The organism is Teredinibacter franksiae (assembly GCF_014218805.1).
GTDB lineage: Bacteria > Pseudomonadota > Gammaproteobacteria > Pseudomonadales > Cellvibrionaceae > Teredinibacter > Teredinibacter franksiae.
On sequence record NZ_JACJUV010000001.1, the window covers coordinates 3270533 to 3287690 of the forward strand.

Genomic DNA, 17158 nt, shown 5'->3' on the forward strand with positions numbered 1-17158 from the left:
CTAAATGTTATTTAGCCTGCGAAGAATGAACTTTTCAAATTCTACCAAAATAAACACCGAACTGGAGACCAGGATTATAGACAGCCATTGTGCGAAGTTGATTGCTGCGGTGCCAAACAGTGCGTTCAGTGGTGGTAGGTAGGTGAAGGCGATTTGAAATACTACAAGCAGGGCAATGGCATAGAGTACAAATCGGTTTCCCAGCAGGCCTTGAATGTTCAGTACCGAGGCGAGTATGTAGCGGGCATTAAACAGGTAAAAAATTTCGAACATAACCAGTGTATTTACCGCTACGGTTCGGGCTACCTCAATGGATTGTCCCGCGCGTAATTCCCACAAATACAGGCTAATAGTACCGGTGGCAAGAATCACGGATACGAAGGCAATACGCCATATCAGTAGTGGTGAAAGCAGGGGTTGTTGAGAGTCTCTTGGCGCCCGACGCATTACGTTGGCTTCCGGGGGTTCAAACGCAAGTGAGAGGGCCAAGGTTACGGCGGTAATCATGTTTACCCAGAGAATCTGAACGGGCGTGAGCGGTAGCTGGTTAAAACCCAGTAACACCGCTGCGAGTACGATTAGGGCTTCTCCGCCATTGGTGGGCAATATAAACAGTATGGCTTTTTTTAAGTTGTCGTAAACCGTACGGCCTTCTTCTACAGCATGGCTGATGGAGGCAAAGTTATCGTCGGCCAATACCATTTCGGCGGCTTCTTTTGCGGCCTCTGTTCCATTCATACCCATGGCAATGCCAACGTCAGCACGCTTTAGCGCGGGAGCATCGTTTACGCCATCACCGGTCATGGCGGCGATATAGCCGCGTTCCTGTAGTAATTGCACCAGCTGTAGTTTGTGTTCCGGGTCAACGCGCGCATAAACGTCAATACTGTCTACAAGGCTTCGCAGTTCGTCGATATCCATTGCCATCAATTGTTCACCGGTGAGTGCTTGCTCGGGGTTTGTTAGCTTTAATTGTCGAGCAATCGCTTTGGCGGTGGCGGCGTGATCGCCGGTTATCATTTTTACGCTAATTCCGGCTTGGTGGCAGCGGCTCACTGCGCGAATGGCTTCTTCTCTTGGCGGGTCAATTAGGCCAAACAGGCCGAGCATTATCATGCCGGTTTCTACGTCGGAAAAATTAAGCGTGCGTTGGTTTTTATGCACGGGCTTCATTGCGATAGCGAGTACTCGCTGACCTTGCGCAGCGAATTCCTCCAGTTTTTTCAGCCAATAGTCGGGTTCAATTTTGTGCAAATCGCCGCTTGCGGTTTTTTGCCAACTGCACATGCGTAGCACATTTTCTGGAGCGCCCTTGAGCAGTATGCTGGCTTCGCTGTGGTGGCCATGGTTAAGGGTGGCCATAAAGCGGTGTTCGGAATCAAAGGGTATTAAGTCTGAGCGTGGATATTGGCCGTTTAGCGTGTCGGCCTCCAGCCCGGCTTTAAGGCCAGCAACCAGCAGCGCACCTTCCATCGGGTCGCCCACTACCTGCAGCTGGTGTATGTTTTCGCCTTGCTCCAGTGCTGATTCGCTGCATAGTACGCCGGCATGCAACATTTTCCACAGTACCGGGCGTTGCTCTGCGTCGGTTTCTCTTCCTTCATACAAAATGCCGCCGCGCGAATTGTAACCGGTACCTTCAAATTCAAATACGTGTTCTGCTGTTGCAGCCGAGTGAACGGTCATTTCGTTGCGAGTTAGGGTGCCGGTTTTGTCGGAGCAGATGACGCTCACCGCCCCAAGGGTTTCAACGGCGGGTAGCTTTCGCAGTATGGCGTTTCGCTTAGCCATTCGTTGCACGCCAATGGCGAGGGTTATGGTCATGATCGCGGGCAGGCCTTCGGGTATGGCCGCAACCGCCAAACTGACAGAGGCCAGAAACATATCGGCGGCGGTGTATTGGTGAATCCATAGCCCAAAGATAAAATTGATGACCGCGATTACCAGAATAGCCATGGAAAGCCAGCGACCAAACTGCGCCATTTGCCGCAGTAGCGGCGTGGTGGTGGTATGTACCTGAGATACCAGATGGCTAATGCGGCCAATTTCGGTATGGGCACCGGTGCAAACCACTACTCCAAGACCCTGGCCATGGGTTACAAGCGTGCTGGAAAAACACATGCAGCGGCGGTCCCCGAGTACTGCATTACTCGATACGCTGGCCGTGTTTTTTTCTACCGCTACTGATTCACCAGTGAGCGTAGCTTCCTGTATTTGCAGGCCTTTAACGGCTATCAGGCGCAGGTCTGCGGGCACCTTGTCGCCGGCATGCAATTGCACGATATCACCGGGAACAAGCTCGCGCGCATCGATGGCGTGGTGGTGGCCATCGCGAACCACTTCGGCGCTTGGCGAAAGCATTTGACGAATTTTGCGTAGGGCGTCTTCGGCTTTGCCTTCCTGAATAAAACCGATGAGGGCATTAAGCAGTACCACGGTGAAAATGACACTGGCATCAACTAGGTGATTCAGTAGCAGGGTACCTGCGCCCGCTACCAGCAGCACGTATATCAGTACATTATTGAATTGTTGGAGAAAACGTATCCATGGGCTTTTGGTGTTTACTTCGGGTAGTTGATTGGCACCGTATTCGACTAGCCGCTTTTTAGCTTGTTCGCGGGAAAGGCCTTCGCGCCCGGATTTTAGTTGGTCGAGAGCTGCCTGGCTGTCTTGGTTATGCCAGTGGCGGGCAGAAAAAGTGGATGTTTGTTCGGCTGTTGTCGCCATAAAGCCTCCCTAGCGTAAGGAACCTTATCGTAAGTATATGCTCTGCCCGTAAAGTTGGTATTGATTTGTGGTAAGTGGCTGCGCGGGATGCGAGAGTCTGGCTATACTTCTTAGGATACGAACTACATTGGGGCCCAGGGCTTAATGGTCAAAGATAAAGACTGCCTGAACGACCACTACATTAACCACCTAATCGAGTTGGTTAGCGCTACTTCGATTACGGTAACGGGTGATGTCTGGAGCACAGAGCGAGTTTGCCTGCTATCAGCGGGTACAGTTCTGGACGAGGTTGAGCTGAAAAAACTGGTGGGTCGTAACCTGTTGCAGCCGTTGGCGCATAACCTTGAGATTGAAGGTAGTTTCAATGCCGAGCAATTGCGGCATGCGCTGGAGAGCTATTGCGCTAACGATACGGCAATAGCTGATATTTATCGCAAAATTGATGTTAGTCGCCATGTAGCGTTTGCCTGTAAAAGAATCGCCCAGCAACCTAGCCTGTTGCAGTACCTGTGGGTTATGTCTCGACATATGCTAAAGGGGTTCAATCGAGCGCTTTTTTGCGCTTGGGCGGCAGCGGTTTTGAGCAAGCGAAAAAGCAAGTCCGATGAGCAGATTTGCGATGCGTTTATCGCCGGCTTAAGTCACGACATCGGTCTTCTCTTTATTCCGCCTGTTTCCAGTGCTGACAACCAAGAGTTAAACCCTGAAGCTTGGGATCTGATACAGCGCCACCCTGAAATTGGGTACGATCTGTTGAGTTTTATGCCTAGTATGCCTAACCCGGTATCTCGGGCAGTGATGGAGCATCACGAGGAAATGGACGGTTCCGGTTACCCTGCCGGTAAGGTGGGTAAGCAATTGGGGCCATTGGGGCGTTTAATTCATCTGCTCGACAGTATTCACGCAATCTACACTAAATATTTTCAACCGCGTGGGCGCACTCTGGCCGATATGATTCCTATTATTCAAATGAATCAATTGTCTAGCCCCGGCCAGCCCGGCGCTGACTTAATTGTTCTGCTGCGGATGGGTATAGAGACCACCTCGTGCAGTGTGCCGGAAGAACTGATGCCACTGTTTATTAAGCAGGTGAAAAACCGGCATTTGTACATTAAGCAATTTGTGGATCAAGCTGAAATTTACGTGGAACAAAATCAGGCCTCTATCGCCAATGCGCGTTTGTTTTCACTCGGGCGCTTATTGGAGCATATTGTAAAAGCCATGAACCAATCGGGCCTCATTAACGAAGCCTATATCCGCTGGCTGGAGCAGGTAGAAAAAGAGCAGCTCTGCCATGCGTATCGCGAGGTGGAAGATGTGTTTTTAATGATGCAGGAAGTGCTGTATCACATTCAGCGATTTGTCCTGCGGATGGTCGACCTACTCGAAAGTGGCGAGAACCAGGTTACGCAACTTACGCCCATCTGGGCGCCAGAAAAATCCATTTCGTTAATAGAAACTCAGCAGGTGGCCGGCAATCGTGAAACGACTCGCGTGTCGTTGCAAACTTTTAGTAAGCAGGGCATCCCCGAGTTACCCGGCGAGCTTGATTCGCTGTGGTTGACGCAAATCAGGAAGCTGCGAAATATCTAAGTAGGCCTGGCGTGAAATGGCTACACTCACTCGCCTCGGCTATTAACCATCTTGTCACTGTTTATCGTTTTCTCCCAAACGGGGTACCAGCGCAGCAGTTCGTCCATGGGTTTGGGGCGACAGAATAGATAGCCTTGGTAAATGTCCACTCCGATATCGGCAATGGTTACTAGGTCTCGTGAGTCGGATAGGCCTTCGGCCACCAGTTTCAGGCCCATCGCTTTGGTCATTTCGCGAATCGATTTCACGATGATTTGCAAAACTTTATCGGTGTGAATGCCTTCTACCAGTTGAGCATCCAGTTTTATTTCGTTAAAGGGCAGGTTTTTCAGCTGGCGTAAATTGGTGAATCCAGCGCCGTAATCGTCTAGTGATAAGCGGTAACCGTGAATACGCAAGCGATTCAAATTCTTAAGCTGATTGTCTTCACGTATGGCGTGATTTTCAGTGATTTCGAGAATGATATTTTCTTGCGCCACCTGATAGCGAGACAAATATTCACTTAGATTTTCCGGTAGAAAATTGTTGTGCAGTTGCAGTGGGGAAAGATTTAGGGCTAAGTGACAATCGAGGTTAAGCTGGTCGCGGAATTTTTTAAATTGTGGCAGTGCGCTGTTTAAAGTGGCGTCGGTTAGGGCTTCTATGAGTTCAAATTTTTCCGCTACGGGTAGAAAAGCATTGGGGGGGATAATGCCAATTTTATCGATGTCGAGGCGAACCAAAGCCTCTAGACCAACGAGAGAATTGTCGATGGCTGATATTTTGGGCTGAAAATAAGTGACAACGCGATTACTTTTTATGGCCTCGTATACTTCACGGCGCTTTAGCACTTTTTCGTGGCGGGAAATTTGTGGGCGGTAATTCTTGATGCGTTTTACCATAAATGCAATAAGTGTTTTTTCCAGCGGTTTTTCCGCAGAGCCAAGTATACGCAGGTTATAGTTACTGATAACTTCCAAGGTGAAGTCGAGTATTTTTTTCTCCAAGCCGGACATCACCACAATGCCGCCGCGGTATCTTAGCCCGTTCAGCTTATTCATGAGTTCAAGGCCGTCCATGCCTTCCATGTGTAAATCGAGAAAGATGGCGTCGAAGGCGGCGGGGTCTGCTTCTATTCGGTGATAGGCATCTTCGCCGTTGTAGCAGCAGTGTACGTGCCTAATACCAAAATCCTCGAGCATGGCCTTGAGAACCTCACAGATAGCTTTGGAGTCATCTACTATGAGCACAGATATTTCTTGGTCAACCAGTCCAATGTTCAAGGTTTTTCCTCGGGTAAGCGTGAAACTCCTATTGATCCATTTCTGATTATAGTGCTCTTCTGCAAAGTCATTGGCCTCAGCACTAAAAATGTGTTCTTGTGCGCCTTATTTTTACACAGTGTTATTCCCAACTTCATAAAGGTTAAGTGGTTCTTATGAATAAAACCGGTATCGATATCCTCAGAAACCCTCGCACCAATAAAGGTACCGCCTTCACGCTGGGGGAGCGCGAGCAGTTAAAATTAACGGGTTTGTTACCGCCCATGGTCAGTACTCAGGCGCAGCAGGTGGAGCGTTCTTTGGAGAATCTGCGTAGTAAATCGAAAGGTATCGATAAATACATGTTTCTTTCGGCACTCCAAAAGCGCAATGAGCGGGTGTATTACAAAATATTGGTGGATCATATCGAAGAAGTGATGCCCGTGGTCTATACACCCACGGTTGGCCAAGCTTGTCAGGAATTTGCTACTAATTTTCGTGAAAGTCACGGCTGCTACATCGCGTGGCAGGACCGGGGCAATATTGCCGAGTTATTGGCCAACTGGCCGGAACCGGATGTACGCCTGATTGTGGTGACTGACGGCGAGCGCATACTTGGGCTGGGAGATCTCGGTAGTAATGGCATGGGCATCCCCATTGGCAAGCTGGCTCTTTACTGTGCCTGCGCCGGAATAGACCCGGCGCACTGTTTACCTATCATGCTCGACGTGGGTACCGAAAATGAGCGTTTTCGGGAGGCTCCGCATTATTTGGGTTTGCGTCAGTCACGTATTCGCGGTGAAGATTATCAAACGTTTGTTGATGAATTTGTGGCGGCTGTTAAACAGCAGTTTCCTCGTGCGCTGTTACAATTTGAAGATTTTGCCACGCCTAATGCGGTGGCTCTGTTGGAGCGCTACCGCGATCAATTACTGTGTTTTAACGACGACATTCAGGGTACGGCTTCAGTGGCGCTGGCAGGGTTAATTGCTGCAACACGGATTACGAACACTCGCCTAAGTGAAATGCGCTTTATGTTTTTAGGCGCCGGCTCTGCGGCAACGGGGATTGGTGATTTACTGGCTAAGGCAATGGCTAGGGAGGGTATTACGCAAGAGCAGGCCCGTGAGCAACTGGTGTTTTTAGACAGTAAAGGTTTGGTGGTAAAAAGCCGTGAGCTATTGACCGACCATGTGCGCCCGTTTGCGGCCGATATGCCAGCGATGAACTTCATCGACGCGATTAAAGCCTTTAAGCCACACGCCATTATTGGTGCAACCGGACGACCGGGGTTAATTACCGAGGAGTCGGTGGCCTTAATGTGTGAACTCAATGAGCATCCTATTGTATTTGCGCTTTCTAATCCTACTGCAAATGCCGAATGTACCGCAGAGCAGGCCTACGACTGGAGTATGGGTAAAGCCATATTCGCCAGTGGTAGCCCCTTTGGTGTTGTGCATGTAAACGGTGAAATTCGCGTTCCCGGGCAGGGTAACAATGCCTACATTTTCCCCGGTTTGGGTTTGGGTGCGTTGCTCTCCGGGGCCAGGCGTATTAACGACGACATGTTAATAAGTGCGGCGGAGCGTTTGGCGCTTTCAGTGTCGCAGCAGCAAATTGACAGCGGTTGTTTGTACCCGCCACTGCGAGATATCCGCGAAGTGTCGGCTAACATAGCGGAGGCGGTGGCAGAATCTGCGTTGCGTAGCGGTTTGATCGACGGCGAGTTACGAGAGGATTTTGCCGAGTACGTTCGGGCCGAACAGTACGACCCGAATTATTGATAGCGTTTCGGCTGTTTTGCGTAGGCAATAAAAAACCCGGTAATGAAAGCCGGGTTTTTTATGAAGGGCAACTAAATGTAAAGCGGTTGGTAGTTACGCTTTAGTTTCTTCGGCCTTAGTTTCTTCCGCTGGGGCTTCTTCTGGCTGGCCAGGCTCTTCAAGCGTCTTACGCTGACGTTTGATGATTTCAGGCATAGAACTTAAAGAATGCAGATGAGCGTGGCACCAAGCTATCCAGCCTTTATTGAACCACTCTTGCAGTTCGTCTTTGTCTAAAGCTTCGTGCAGCTTTTTCTCGTTTATGCAGAACAGGTCGTTCATTTTTACTTCGCCATTTTTGAACTTAACCGTGGCGTTGTAGGGTTCGAACAGTTCTTTTTCGCCTAGGGCTTTAGAAAAGTCTTCTGTACGTCGAAAGCCAAGGTCGATTTGCTCGAGGAAGCCGACTATTTGCTTCAGCGTTTCGGTGGGCTTGTCTTCGCCTTCAAACAGGGCTTCGCCTTCGTCGCTTTCAAAGTGAGGTGCTTTGGCATCGAACATAATCACGCGTTCAGAGGTCATGGCGAACGGGTAGCGACGGATAAAAGCGGGAATGTACGCTTCTTTCCAGTCGTCGCCGAGATCGTGAGAATCAGACTTCAGCGAAAGAATGGCCATAGGTAGGTACTCACCCTTCTCGTTCTTGATGAACAGAATGGGGAAGTCGCGGCTGGCGTGGAAAAATTCAACGCCGCCCAGAGGCACGGAGTTTACGCCGCTGGCGAAGCTGTAGTCGCTAGTGCGGTTTAGTTTTAGGTCAATGTGTTTTTTCTTGTCCAGAGCCGTTGGCTCTTGGTAGAACATGAGGGCAGCCATAATATTATCTTTTCTTCTGTTACTTCGTCTTTAATGGGGGGAAGAAGCGGGGATTCACGCCGCCAAAACCCGAAGAGCTGCCGATGTTAGCAGGGATTATTGCTCGACAAAAGCCCGCTCGATCACGTAATGCCCCAGCTTGCCGTTGCGCGCTTCTGTAAAGCCCAGACGGTCAAGGATTGCACAGGTATCTTTGAGCATGCTTGGGCTCCCACAAATCATGAAACGGTCACGCTCAACCGAAGCTGGAGGTAACCCCAGCTTTTCGGCTAGCTCGCCAGAAGACAGGGCGTCGGTGATACGGCCATTGTTTTCGAAGGGCTCACGAGTAACGGTAGGGTAGTAAAGCAGCTTTGCACGAATGTCCTCTCCGAAGTACTCATTTTGAGGCAGTTCGCTAATGATAAATTCCTGATAGGCCAGTTCGTCGCGGGTGCGCACGCCATGGGTGAGAATAATTTTATCGTATTGCTCATAAACCTCCGGATCTTTGATGATGCTCATAAACGGTGCTAGCCCTGTGCCGGTACTGACAAGCCATAGGTGTTTACCCGGTAGTAGGCTGTCGCTCACCAGAGTCCCCGTAGATTTACGGTTGATAAGAACCTCATCCCCCGGTTTGATGTGCTGTAACTGGGACGTTAGTGGCCCGTTGGGCACCTTAATGCTGAAGAATTCCAGATGTTCTTCATAGTTGGCGCTGGTAATGGAGTAGGCACGCAGCAGTGGCCTGCCATCGTTCTGCTCTAGCCCCATCATGGTGAAGTGACCGTTGCGAAAGCGAAACCCAGGGCTACGGGTGGTTTTAAAACTAAACAACGAATCGGTCCAGTGGTGTACTTCCAGTACTTTTTCTCGCAACAGCTTACTCATTGTATTCTCCAATATTCGGTTGAATATAGAATAACCACCTGCTTTAATTCGGTAAAATGGTTTTTTTCGCAAAACGATATCGTAAAAATCGATAAGTAGGCTTTTGTCGATAGATATTCTTGGGTTCCGTTTCACGCTGCCCAATGCTTAAAAATGTTCACTGACCCAATAGCCTGGGTAGAGCGCAGCGAGGTAACGATGAAATTCACCCTGAAACAGTTACGCGTCTTTCTGGCGGTTGCTCACCACCAAAACGTTTCCCGAGCTGCGCGAGAGATGGCGATGTCGCAGTCGGCGGTAAGTGGGGCTTTGAAGGAGTTGGAGTCGCAGTTTGATATCCAGTTGTTCGACCGTGTTGGTAAGCGCTTACAAATTAACGAGTTGGGTCGTATTCTGCGTTCGAAGTCGGAGGCGCTTGTTGCTCAAGCACTTGAACTGGAACAGGATTTTTTTCAACACCAAGCCGGCGGTGAAATTAAAGTGGGCGCCACGCTCACCATCGGTAATTACCTGTGTGTTGGGCTAATGGATCGCTTTATGGCCTCGTTTCCTGAGAGCCGTGTGAAGCTGGATGTGGCGAATACGGAAACTATTGCCCGCGAAATTTTAGATTTCAAAATTGATATTGGCATGATTGAGGGTGAGCTACAGCACCCAGACTTGTTAATTCAACCTTGGCGGCAGGATGAACTGGTGTGCTTTTGCTCGCCGGAGCACCCGCTAGCCAGTGTTGGTGAGCTATCGTTAGAGCGGTTACTTGGGCTGAAATGGATTTTGCGTGAGCCCGGTTCCGGCACCCGACAAACCTTTGATCGAGCGCTCTATGAACACCTGCACGCACTAGATGTGCTGTTAGAATTGCAACACACAGAAGCCATCAAGCGCGCGGTAGAATCGGGTTTGGGGGTATCGTGTCTGTCGCGTATTGCATTGGTGGAGGCGTTTGCCAGAGGTTCGCTGGTGGCGCTTAAAACGCCAGATCTGAATCTACAGCGCATGCTGTTTATTGTGTTACACCGGCACAAATATCGCAGTGCGGGTATTCAGCGTTGGCTGAAAATTTGTGAAGCCTAGGGAGCCTTTTAATATTAGCTCCTAAGCTCTTTTTTGGGAAAGTCGAAATCTACCAGGTTCGCGGAATCGGGCTGTAAATCCTGCCAGTTGTCCAACTTGAACAACAGGGTAATGATGGCGCAGGTGGGTAAGGTATCTATGTCTACTGAGCAGAGGGTGTTGTGCAGGTCGGTTAGGTCTGGGTTGTGGCCAACGAGCATGAGTGCATCACAGCTAGAGTTTTGACTGCGAATGAGGTTCAGCAGGGTTTTTACACCTTGAAAGTAGAGGCGCTCGTCGAGGTGGAAATGATCCATCGGGTGGTTAAGAGCTGTGGCGATACCCACGGCCGTCGTATGGGCCCGTATGGCCGGGCTGGTAAGGATGCGCTGTGGCGCGGGAAACTGGTCGTCCGGCTGGCTCACGTGGTCGGCTAAGCGGTTGGCCATTACCGGCATATTGCGTTTACCGCGCTCGTTCAGTGGGCGCTCCCTGTCGTTTAACTGCGGCGAGCGCCAAGAAGACTTTGCGTGCCTAACCAGGTAGAGGGTTTTAGTTTTTTGCATAGATTCGCTTCCTTGCGCCTTTTGGTTAAGTCAGCCCGCGCAGGGCTGCTGTAGGGGTTGAGCTTTTAGTTTGTCTATTGGGTTTGCTGCTGCAGTTGCCAGAGCTGAGCATATCGCTCTTGCTTTTTCAGTAGCTGCATGTGGCTACCTTGCTCAACAATTGTACCGTTGTCGAGTACTAGGATTCTGTCAGCATTTACGATGGTGGACAAGCGGTGAGCAATGGCCAAGCTGGTTTGATGTTGAGAAATTTCTTCCAGCGCCTTCAGTATGCCCTTTTCCGATTTACTATCCAGTGACGATGTAGCCTCGTCGAACACTAGAATGGGGGGGCGCTTAAGTATGGTGCGGGCAATGGCTACACGCTGCTTTTCGCCACCAGAAAGTTTTAGTCCGCGCTCGCCCACCAGCGTGTCTACCCCGTTGGGCAGGGTCTCGATAAACGTATCGAGGTGCGCCAAACGAATGGCCTCGCGCACATCGTCGTCTGAGGCGTCTATGCGGCCGTAGCGAATGTTTTCTTTTATGGTGGTGTTAAAGAGCACGGTGTCCTGCGGTACTACGCCAATCTGGCGGCGCAAAGAGTGCTGGCTGCAATCTCGAATAGGTTGGCCATCAATAAGGATCTCGCCTTCGGTTACATCGTAAAAACGAAACAGCAATTTCAGTAGCGTGGATTTGCCTGCGCCGCTGCTGCCAACCACCGCGACTTTTTCATGGGCGCCTACTTTAAAGCTTACATTTTTTAGAATGGGGCGCTCGGCATCGTAAGAAAAGCTAACGTTGCGAAACTCAATCTCGGCATTGGAAATGTGTAATTCAGATGCATTTTCGCTGTCGCTGACCTTAGGGGCGCTGGCGAGTAAGCTGAACATTTTTTCAATATTGGCCATGGAGCCTTTCATTTCGCGGTAGACAAACCCCAAAAGATTCAAGGGCATAAATATTTGCATCATAAAGGCGTTAATGAGCACGAAGTCACCAAGTGTCATTACGCCGCGGGTTACGTCGTGGGCAGCCAGAGTCATCGCGGCGCACATGGCCGTGGCGATAATCGCCGCTTGCCCGCTATTAAGTGCAAACAGGGTTAAACGGTTTTTACGGCGGGCCTGCTCCCAGCGTGCAAGATCGGTGTCGTATTGGCGTGCCTCATGTTCTTCGTTGGTAAAATATTTCACTGTTTCGTAATTGATCAGGCTGTCAACGGCACGGGTACTGGTTTCCGACTCGGCTGTATTCGCCTGTCGAATAAAGCGCGTGCGCCATTCTGTGGCCACCACCGAAAAGGTTATGTAGGCGACAACCGCTAGCAACACAATTAAGGCAAACCCGGCGTGGTAGTTAACCAACAACAGGACAGCGACTAAGGCAATTTCCAACAGAGTAGGGCCAATGTTGAAAACCATAAAACGCATAATAAAACTTATGCCGTTTACCCCGCGCTCAATGTCTCGAGATAAGCCCCCGGTGGCGCGATTAAGGTGAAACTCCAGATCCAGTGCATGTAGGTGGCGAAAAACGCGCAGGCCAATACGGCGCATGGAGCGCTCGGTTATACGACCGAACAGCGTGTCGCGTAGCTCACCAAAAAGCACATTGGCAAAACGTACTACCCCATAGGCCACCAACAGCCCTAGTGGCAAGGTGGCTAGCGGGCTGGCGGAGCTAGGGATATCTAGGTGGTCAACAATGTGTTTCAACACAAAGGGCAAGCCTACAGAGGCGAGTTTTGCCCCTACTAGGCACAGTAGCGCCAGTAGTAAACGGCCGCGAAATTCAAATAAGTACGGAATAAGGGATTTTAGTGCCCGCCAATCAACATCGGAAAAAGCTACATCGGTTTTTTGCCCGCGCATAAATAAATGGCTCTTGGGGTGAATAAAAAGGGAAAGACAGTATTTGCCTGCTCGGGGGGTTGTTTGGTAACCGGTTACTCCCAAAGTTTAGGGTAAAAGTTACGTCATTTAACGGCTAAATCCAAATGCAAGCAATGCATGCATCGCCTAAGCTTGTAATGTCATCAATCGATAGTGAATTTAACCTCGGTATCCCGAGAAGATATATACAGATCAAATGTGATTACAGATTACTGGATAAATGACGGCCAACTGCTGCTAACCCGTTACACAGAATTTGTGACGGGTGAAGAACTGATTCAAAGCGCATTGCGGAAAAGCGGTGATATGCGCTTCGACAACGTTCGCTACATTCTTACTGACTGGACTGAGGTTGGTCGTGTACAGGCTAGTACTGAAGATATTAAAGCACTTGTGGCCTGCCTACGACCCATAAGCCAGATTTGCCCCGACGCAAAAAGCGCCTCCATTGTAAAACCAGATCCGCAAGGCAATGCCTTGGTGGCCTGGTATAAATACCTTGCCGACGATTTGAGCTGGCAGGTGGAGATATTTGCCAGCATTGAAGATGCCACCGTCTGGTGCGATCTTTATCGTGATTTTTTACGCAGAGGAGGCGGTAAATGCCTTTCCTAAGCTGTGAGCTTTACGGGCGTAATTTTATTGGCTTGCTCCGAATCTCTGGCGATTAAGGCAAGCTGGCTATTCACCATACGGTTGGCTTCACTTAGGCCGTGGCATATTTCATAATAATAACCAATGGATTCGAGCGGTTGCGCTTCTTGGTGGTTAAACTCTTGCTTCACATGGGCGCGAATAAAGGCTGCAATGGTGTCGTAGTCTTGGTGAAATCCACAGGTATGAGACTCCAAAGTATGCAGCACTGACTGGCAAAATTCATTGATATCTTTGGTTACTCGTAGAACTCTTGGTTCCAGATTTTCTTCCTTGCGCTCGGATACCCTCGCCATAAGCAGCGGAAGGTAGCCCACACGAATACGCAGTGTTTGCAGTTTTGTGTTCTGGCTGGTTAGGCCGGCTAAGGCCTGTAACAACATCAGACCTACTTTCCTACGGTTGGCATCTGGGTGCAGAGCCGTGGCGAGAAAAAGTCGTGTGCCCATCAGTTCATTAAGTTTCATAAATCGACTTTTAAAGCCCTGATGGCTAATTTTTGTTTTTTCGTTAAATTGCTGAAAAAGCTCCACCTGCTGTTCGGTTAAGCCAAAATCCTGTGCAACAATTTTATATCCCGCTTTGCGTACCTCGTTTGCAGCCGAAAAATGTACCCGTTGTTCGACAAGTGCTAATTCGGAATTGATCAGCCGCATAAAATCGGGAGTGGCGTGGCGAATTCGGGCAATGTTTTCGTTAAGCAGTGCTATGCGCTCACTGTGATTTAGCGGTTTAATCGTGGATGGTGTCGGCAATCGCCAGAATACCTGGGGCGTAAACCATCGGTTAAAATAATCGGAGCTGAGCTGATCGCGCAATTGATCTTTTTGCGCAAGACTGGTGAGTTCACGTACATCAACCAGTTCTGCATCAGAAAAATCCAATTCCTGATTCTGGTAGTACATATGTGTGGCTTTTAGATAGACGGCATTCGCGTTTTCGAGTAGCGCTGAAGCTGGCAGTAATTGCGACTCTATTGCAGACAGCTCTAAATCCTCGACGCGAATAATGCGCTCGCGGTCTGTGGGAGAGTCGTGGTGACGGCGGGTTTCGCCTCGGTTTACTTCATCGGCAAGGCTTTTTACCTGTTTGTTTTCGATGGCAACATAGAAATGCTGTACCAAAGCTGGAAAATTGTCGGGCAATTTGCGTTCGCCAATACGGCTGAAAATTTTCTCGTTGGCTTGATGTAAAGCGTGAGTGGCACAGTGCATTTGTACAAAAGTGTCGCTTAGTCGTCGTGAGCCTGCCAGTGCGGCGCTGTAGTGATCGGCGGTAAAAACCAGTGCGTGTGATGCTCGGTTACTTAGCAGTGCGAGAACCCGAGAAAAGGGCTTAACCAGTAGCGAGCTGAAAATAATCAGTCGATGAGCTCCAGCCGCAAAAAAATGCTTAATAAAGCTTTCGGCGCTTTGTTCTCGGGCTTCTGCATTCGTTGCCCAGGTGTCGGTATTGCTCGAAGCCGCTTCGAACCGTTGTTGAATTTTTTGCAAGAGCGATTGTGCTAGAGCATTTGCAGGGTGTTGCAGGCGCGCTGCTTCGTGGGCAATTAAAACGGAAAGCTGCCGACTATTAAGGGCGGCTATAAGCGGGAGACTAATGGTTAGGTGTCGTTCCCCGGAAAGCAGTTTGGGGAAATGGTATACGTAATTGGCGTGGCAGTGTAATTCGTTGCTGAAACGTATACTGTTGGGCGGCGTAGCACCGACCTGTTCGTATATTTCTTTCACGTACTGAAATAGCTTTACTTGCTTGTTGGCGCTGGCCTCTAGAGTGTCTTCGGTAATGGCATCGCGACCGAGAAAAGGCCGTAGAATCAAACCAAAAAAGAACACGGCTAACAGCGCAGGCAGAAGCGTAAAAAAAGTAAATTCTAATGGCGAGGCCTCGCCACTGGGGAAAACACTTTGCACTAAGGCGCGCACTAAAATAACCAGCAAAAGACCCACCACGCCTGCGTAAGCGGCCATAACCAATACAAGTGAAGCGAAAATACCGGTAACACTGGCCGTTTCTTTCCACTTGGCTGGGTGAGAGGTGAGAGCGCCCTGAAAGTATTGAGTGTGCATTGCTTGGGTTTTGCCAGGCGATGTGGCAGTGCGATGAGTCGCCGATGGCTTGGCCGTATTTTTTACTTTCTGTAGTTGTAGGCGCACCGCAACGCCGTTAGATTCAAATAGGGTGCGGAATTTAGCGGCAGCGCTTTTGTCGAGCCCCTGTTTAATGCATTTGCTCGTGCCAGTAAGCAGGATGCCGGCTTTTGTTGGGGTGAGTTTTAGCGTGCTGGCCAACCAGGATTGCACCTGAGCCGAGCCAAATCCATCCAGTACTTCACCGGTGATAAAAGCGTTATATAGATTCTCTGTTTTTGGAGGCTGCTTTGACGACATGTTTCAACTCAACAGTACGTGTGGAAAATTCTGCAGGGGAGGAGCTGTTAGCTCTAAAAATGCAGTAACCGCGCCGAAGGCGTGTTGCCAAGGTTTGACGATTTCTTTGGCGCGAAAAAGTCAATATTTATACCACGCCGACCCAGAAAGCATAAGGCGACCGGTCACACATTAGGTATATACGGGCACCCCAGTGAAGAAACCGCGTATCAGTATACTGTTTTGTGGCGAGTTACGCATACATAGGTTTCTAGTCTATGGGGCCTGTGATACTGATTTTCAGTCCTCGCCGTCGGTTTTTAAGATATGTTCCCATTGCTGCCAGCTTGGCATAAAGCTTTCGAGTAGGTCATAAAAACGCTGGTTGTGGCTGCCTTCGTAGAGGTGGGTAAGCTCATGCACCATCACATATTCAAGGCAACCCACCGGGTATTTTACCAGTTCCAAGTTAAGCCAAATTCGGCTATTTACAGTATTACAGCTTCCCCAGCGGGTCTTCATTTTTTTTATACCCCAGAAAAGCGCCTCGCGCTGGGTGTGTACCTGCCATTTTTTTATCAGCGCTGGTAGTTGCTGTTGAAGCTGCTGACGGTAAAAGGTGTCGAGCAGGTCTGCGCGTTGCTCCTGGCTCTTATTGTGGCTATTAATGAGCATGAGGGAGCTGCTTGACTTAAACACTCGGCTACGGCCTCTGGCGGTTACCAGCTCAAGTGGCAGTTTTTGCCCCCAAAGAAGATGCTGCTCGCCCTGGGTGAATTGCGCAATGGGTATTTCCGGCTGCGCGCGAAAGTAAGCCTGCTGCTTGTGAATCCAGCTTAGGCGCTCCTGTACCATGGCCTCTATTTCGCGATTAGTGGCGGCATGGGGGGCTGAGACACTCACGGTCCCATTGGGTGGGCTAACCTTTAGGCGAATATATTTCATTCGTTTGCGGGTAACCTCGACGGCAACGCCTGCTACTTCGAGTGCGCTTTTTTTTTGTGGCCGAGGCCGTGTGCTGCGGCGAAAATAGCTCATGCAATATGTACAATAACTTTACGGCTACAGGCCATGTGGCGATGCTCCCACAGGTAAATACCCTGCCAAGCGCCCAACGCTAGGGTGCTATCGACAATCGGAATCGATAGGCTGGTGGCGGTGAGTGTGGCCTTAATGTGGGCGGGCATATCGTCGTCGCCTTCCAGCGTATGGGTATATAGAGGGTCGCGTTCTGGCACTAAACGGTTTAGCCAGTTTTCTAGGTCGTGTTGGGCTGAAGAGTCGTAATTTTCCTGAATTAATAAGCTCGCCGACGTATGCTGAACGAACAGGGTGCAGAGCCCCTCGTGTATGCCAGACTGAGTAACCAGGGCATGTACTTTAGGTGTGAAACTGTGCAGTCCTTGACCGGGGACTGAGATAGGTAGTGTCGCAATCATGAAACTTTGGGCACCTCTACTAATTTATATTATCCCCTACGCGGCCTAGTAAGCGTTAGTGCAAGGCGGGCTGTACAGCGCTGGGCTAATTGTTGCCTTTGCAGTAGATGAACGCCGTAATAGGGCT

The 17158-nt window shown here is 49.8% G+C and carries 13 protein-coding genes; 4 read left to right on the plus strand and 9 right to left on the minus strand.

The genetic code is table 11. From position 1 onward, the window contains the following. The gene (locus H5336_RS13900) at positions 1 to 2727 is read right to left on the minus strand and encodes a cation-transporting P-type ATPase (protein WP_185234874.1); all 2727 of its coding nucleotides are present in this window, start codon (positions 2725 to 2727) and stop codon (positions 1 to 3) included. A 144-nt stretch (positions 2728 to 2871) separates the two neighbouring features. On the opposite strand from H5336_RS13900, the gene H5336_RS13905 reads away from it, so the two are divergent. Continuing rightward, positions 2872 to 4320: an HD-GYP domain-containing protein gene (locus tag H5336_RS13905; protein ID WP_185234875.1), complete on the plus strand. Its 1449-nt coding sequence runs from the start codon at positions 2872 to 2874 to the stop codon at positions 4318 to 4320. 26 nt (positions 4321 to 4346) lie between these two features. Here the strand turns inward: H5336_RS13905 and H5336_RS13910 are convergent, their stop codons facing one another. Then, positions 4347 to 5582, minus strand: a complete 1236-nt coding sequence (locus H5336_RS13910) for an EAL domain-containing response regulator (RefSeq protein WP_246439098.1) — start codon at positions 5580 to 5582, stop codon at positions 4347 to 4349. A gap of 155 nt (positions 5583 to 5737) precedes the next feature. On the opposite strand from H5336_RS13910, the gene H5336_RS13915 reads away from it, so the two are divergent. Continuing rightward, on the plus strand, positions 5738 to 7345 hold the full coding sequence (locus H5336_RS13915; RefSeq protein ID WP_185234876.1) for an NAD-dependent malic enzyme: 1608 nt from the start codon (positions 5738 to 5740) through the stop codon (positions 7343 to 7345). Positions 7346 to 7438: 93 nt separating this feature from the next. Here H5336_RS13915 and H5336_RS13920 read toward each other — a convergent pair whose 3' ends face one another. Both H5336_RS13920 and H5336_RS13925 read right to left on the minus strand, forming a co-directional pair. Then, positions 7439 to 8200, minus strand: coding sequence for a SapC family protein (locus H5336_RS13920; protein ID WP_246439099.1), 762 nt, complete (start codon positions 8198 to 8200; stop codon positions 7439 to 7441). A 96-nt stretch (positions 8201 to 8296) separates the two neighbouring features. Continuing rightward, positions 8297 to 9073 (minus strand): ferredoxin--NADP reductase, encoded by a 777-nt coding sequence (locus H5336_RS13925; protein WP_185234877.1) that lies wholly within the window; start codon positions 9071 to 9073, stop codon positions 8297 to 8299. 198 nt (positions 9074 to 9271) lie between these two features. Here H5336_RS13925 and H5336_RS13930 point away from each other — a divergent pair, with 198 nt between their 5' ends. Beyond that, a complete protein-coding gene (locus tag H5336_RS13930; RefSeq protein WP_185234878.1) occupies positions 9272 to 10147 on the plus strand; it encodes a LysR family transcriptional regulator in 876 nt (291 codons plus the stop codon). 14 nt (positions 10148 to 10161) lie between these two features. On the opposite strand, the gene H5336_RS13935 is transcribed toward H5336_RS13930, so the two are convergent. Both H5336_RS13935 and H5336_RS13940 read right to left on the minus strand, forming a co-directional pair. Beyond that, positions 10162 to 10692, minus strand: coding sequence for a SixA phosphatase family protein (locus H5336_RS13935; protein ID WP_185234879.1), 531 nt, complete (start codon positions 10690 to 10692; stop codon positions 10162 to 10164). A 74-nt stretch (positions 10693 to 10766) separates the two neighbouring features. Further along, on the minus strand, positions 10767 to 12548 hold the full coding sequence (locus tag H5336_RS13940; protein ID WP_185234880.1) for an ABCB family ABC transporter ATP-binding protein/permease: 1782 nt from the start codon (positions 12546 to 12548) through the stop codon (positions 10767 to 10769). A 219-nt stretch (positions 12549 to 12767) separates the two neighbouring features. Here H5336_RS13940 and H5336_RS13945 point away from each other — a divergent pair, with 219 nt between their 5' ends. Next, positions 12768 to 13184 carry a hypothetical protein gene (locus tag H5336_RS13945; protein WP_313557259.1) on the plus strand — a complete coding sequence of 139 codons (417 nt, stop codon included), beginning with the start codon at positions 12768 to 12770 and terminating at the stop codon, positions 13182 to 13184. Here the strand turns inward: H5336_RS13945 and H5336_RS13950 are convergent. The 3 genes from H5336_RS13950 to H5336_RS13960 form a co-directional block, all read right to left on the minus strand. Next, positions 13181 to 15613 carry a M48 family metalloprotease gene (locus tag H5336_RS13950; protein WP_185234881.1) on the minus strand — a complete coding sequence of 811 codons (2433 nt, stop codon included), beginning with the start codon at positions 15611 to 15613 and terminating at the stop codon, positions 13181 to 13183. The two genes, H5336_RS13945 and H5336_RS13950, sit on opposite strands and share 4 nt — an antisense overlap. A gap of 279 nt (positions 15614 to 15892) precedes the next feature. Further along, positions 15893 to 16537, minus strand: coding sequence for a M48 family metallopeptidase (locus H5336_RS13955; protein ID WP_185234882.1), 645 nt, complete (start codon positions 16535 to 16537; stop codon positions 15893 to 15895). Between the two features lie 89 nt (positions 16538 to 16626). Further along, entirely contained in the window at positions 16627 to 17031 is a 405-nt protein-coding gene (locus H5336_RS13960; RefSeq protein WP_185234883.1) for a secondary thiamine-phosphate synthase enzyme YjbQ, read from the minus strand. Between the last annotated feature and the right edge of the window lie 127 nt (positions 17032 to 17158).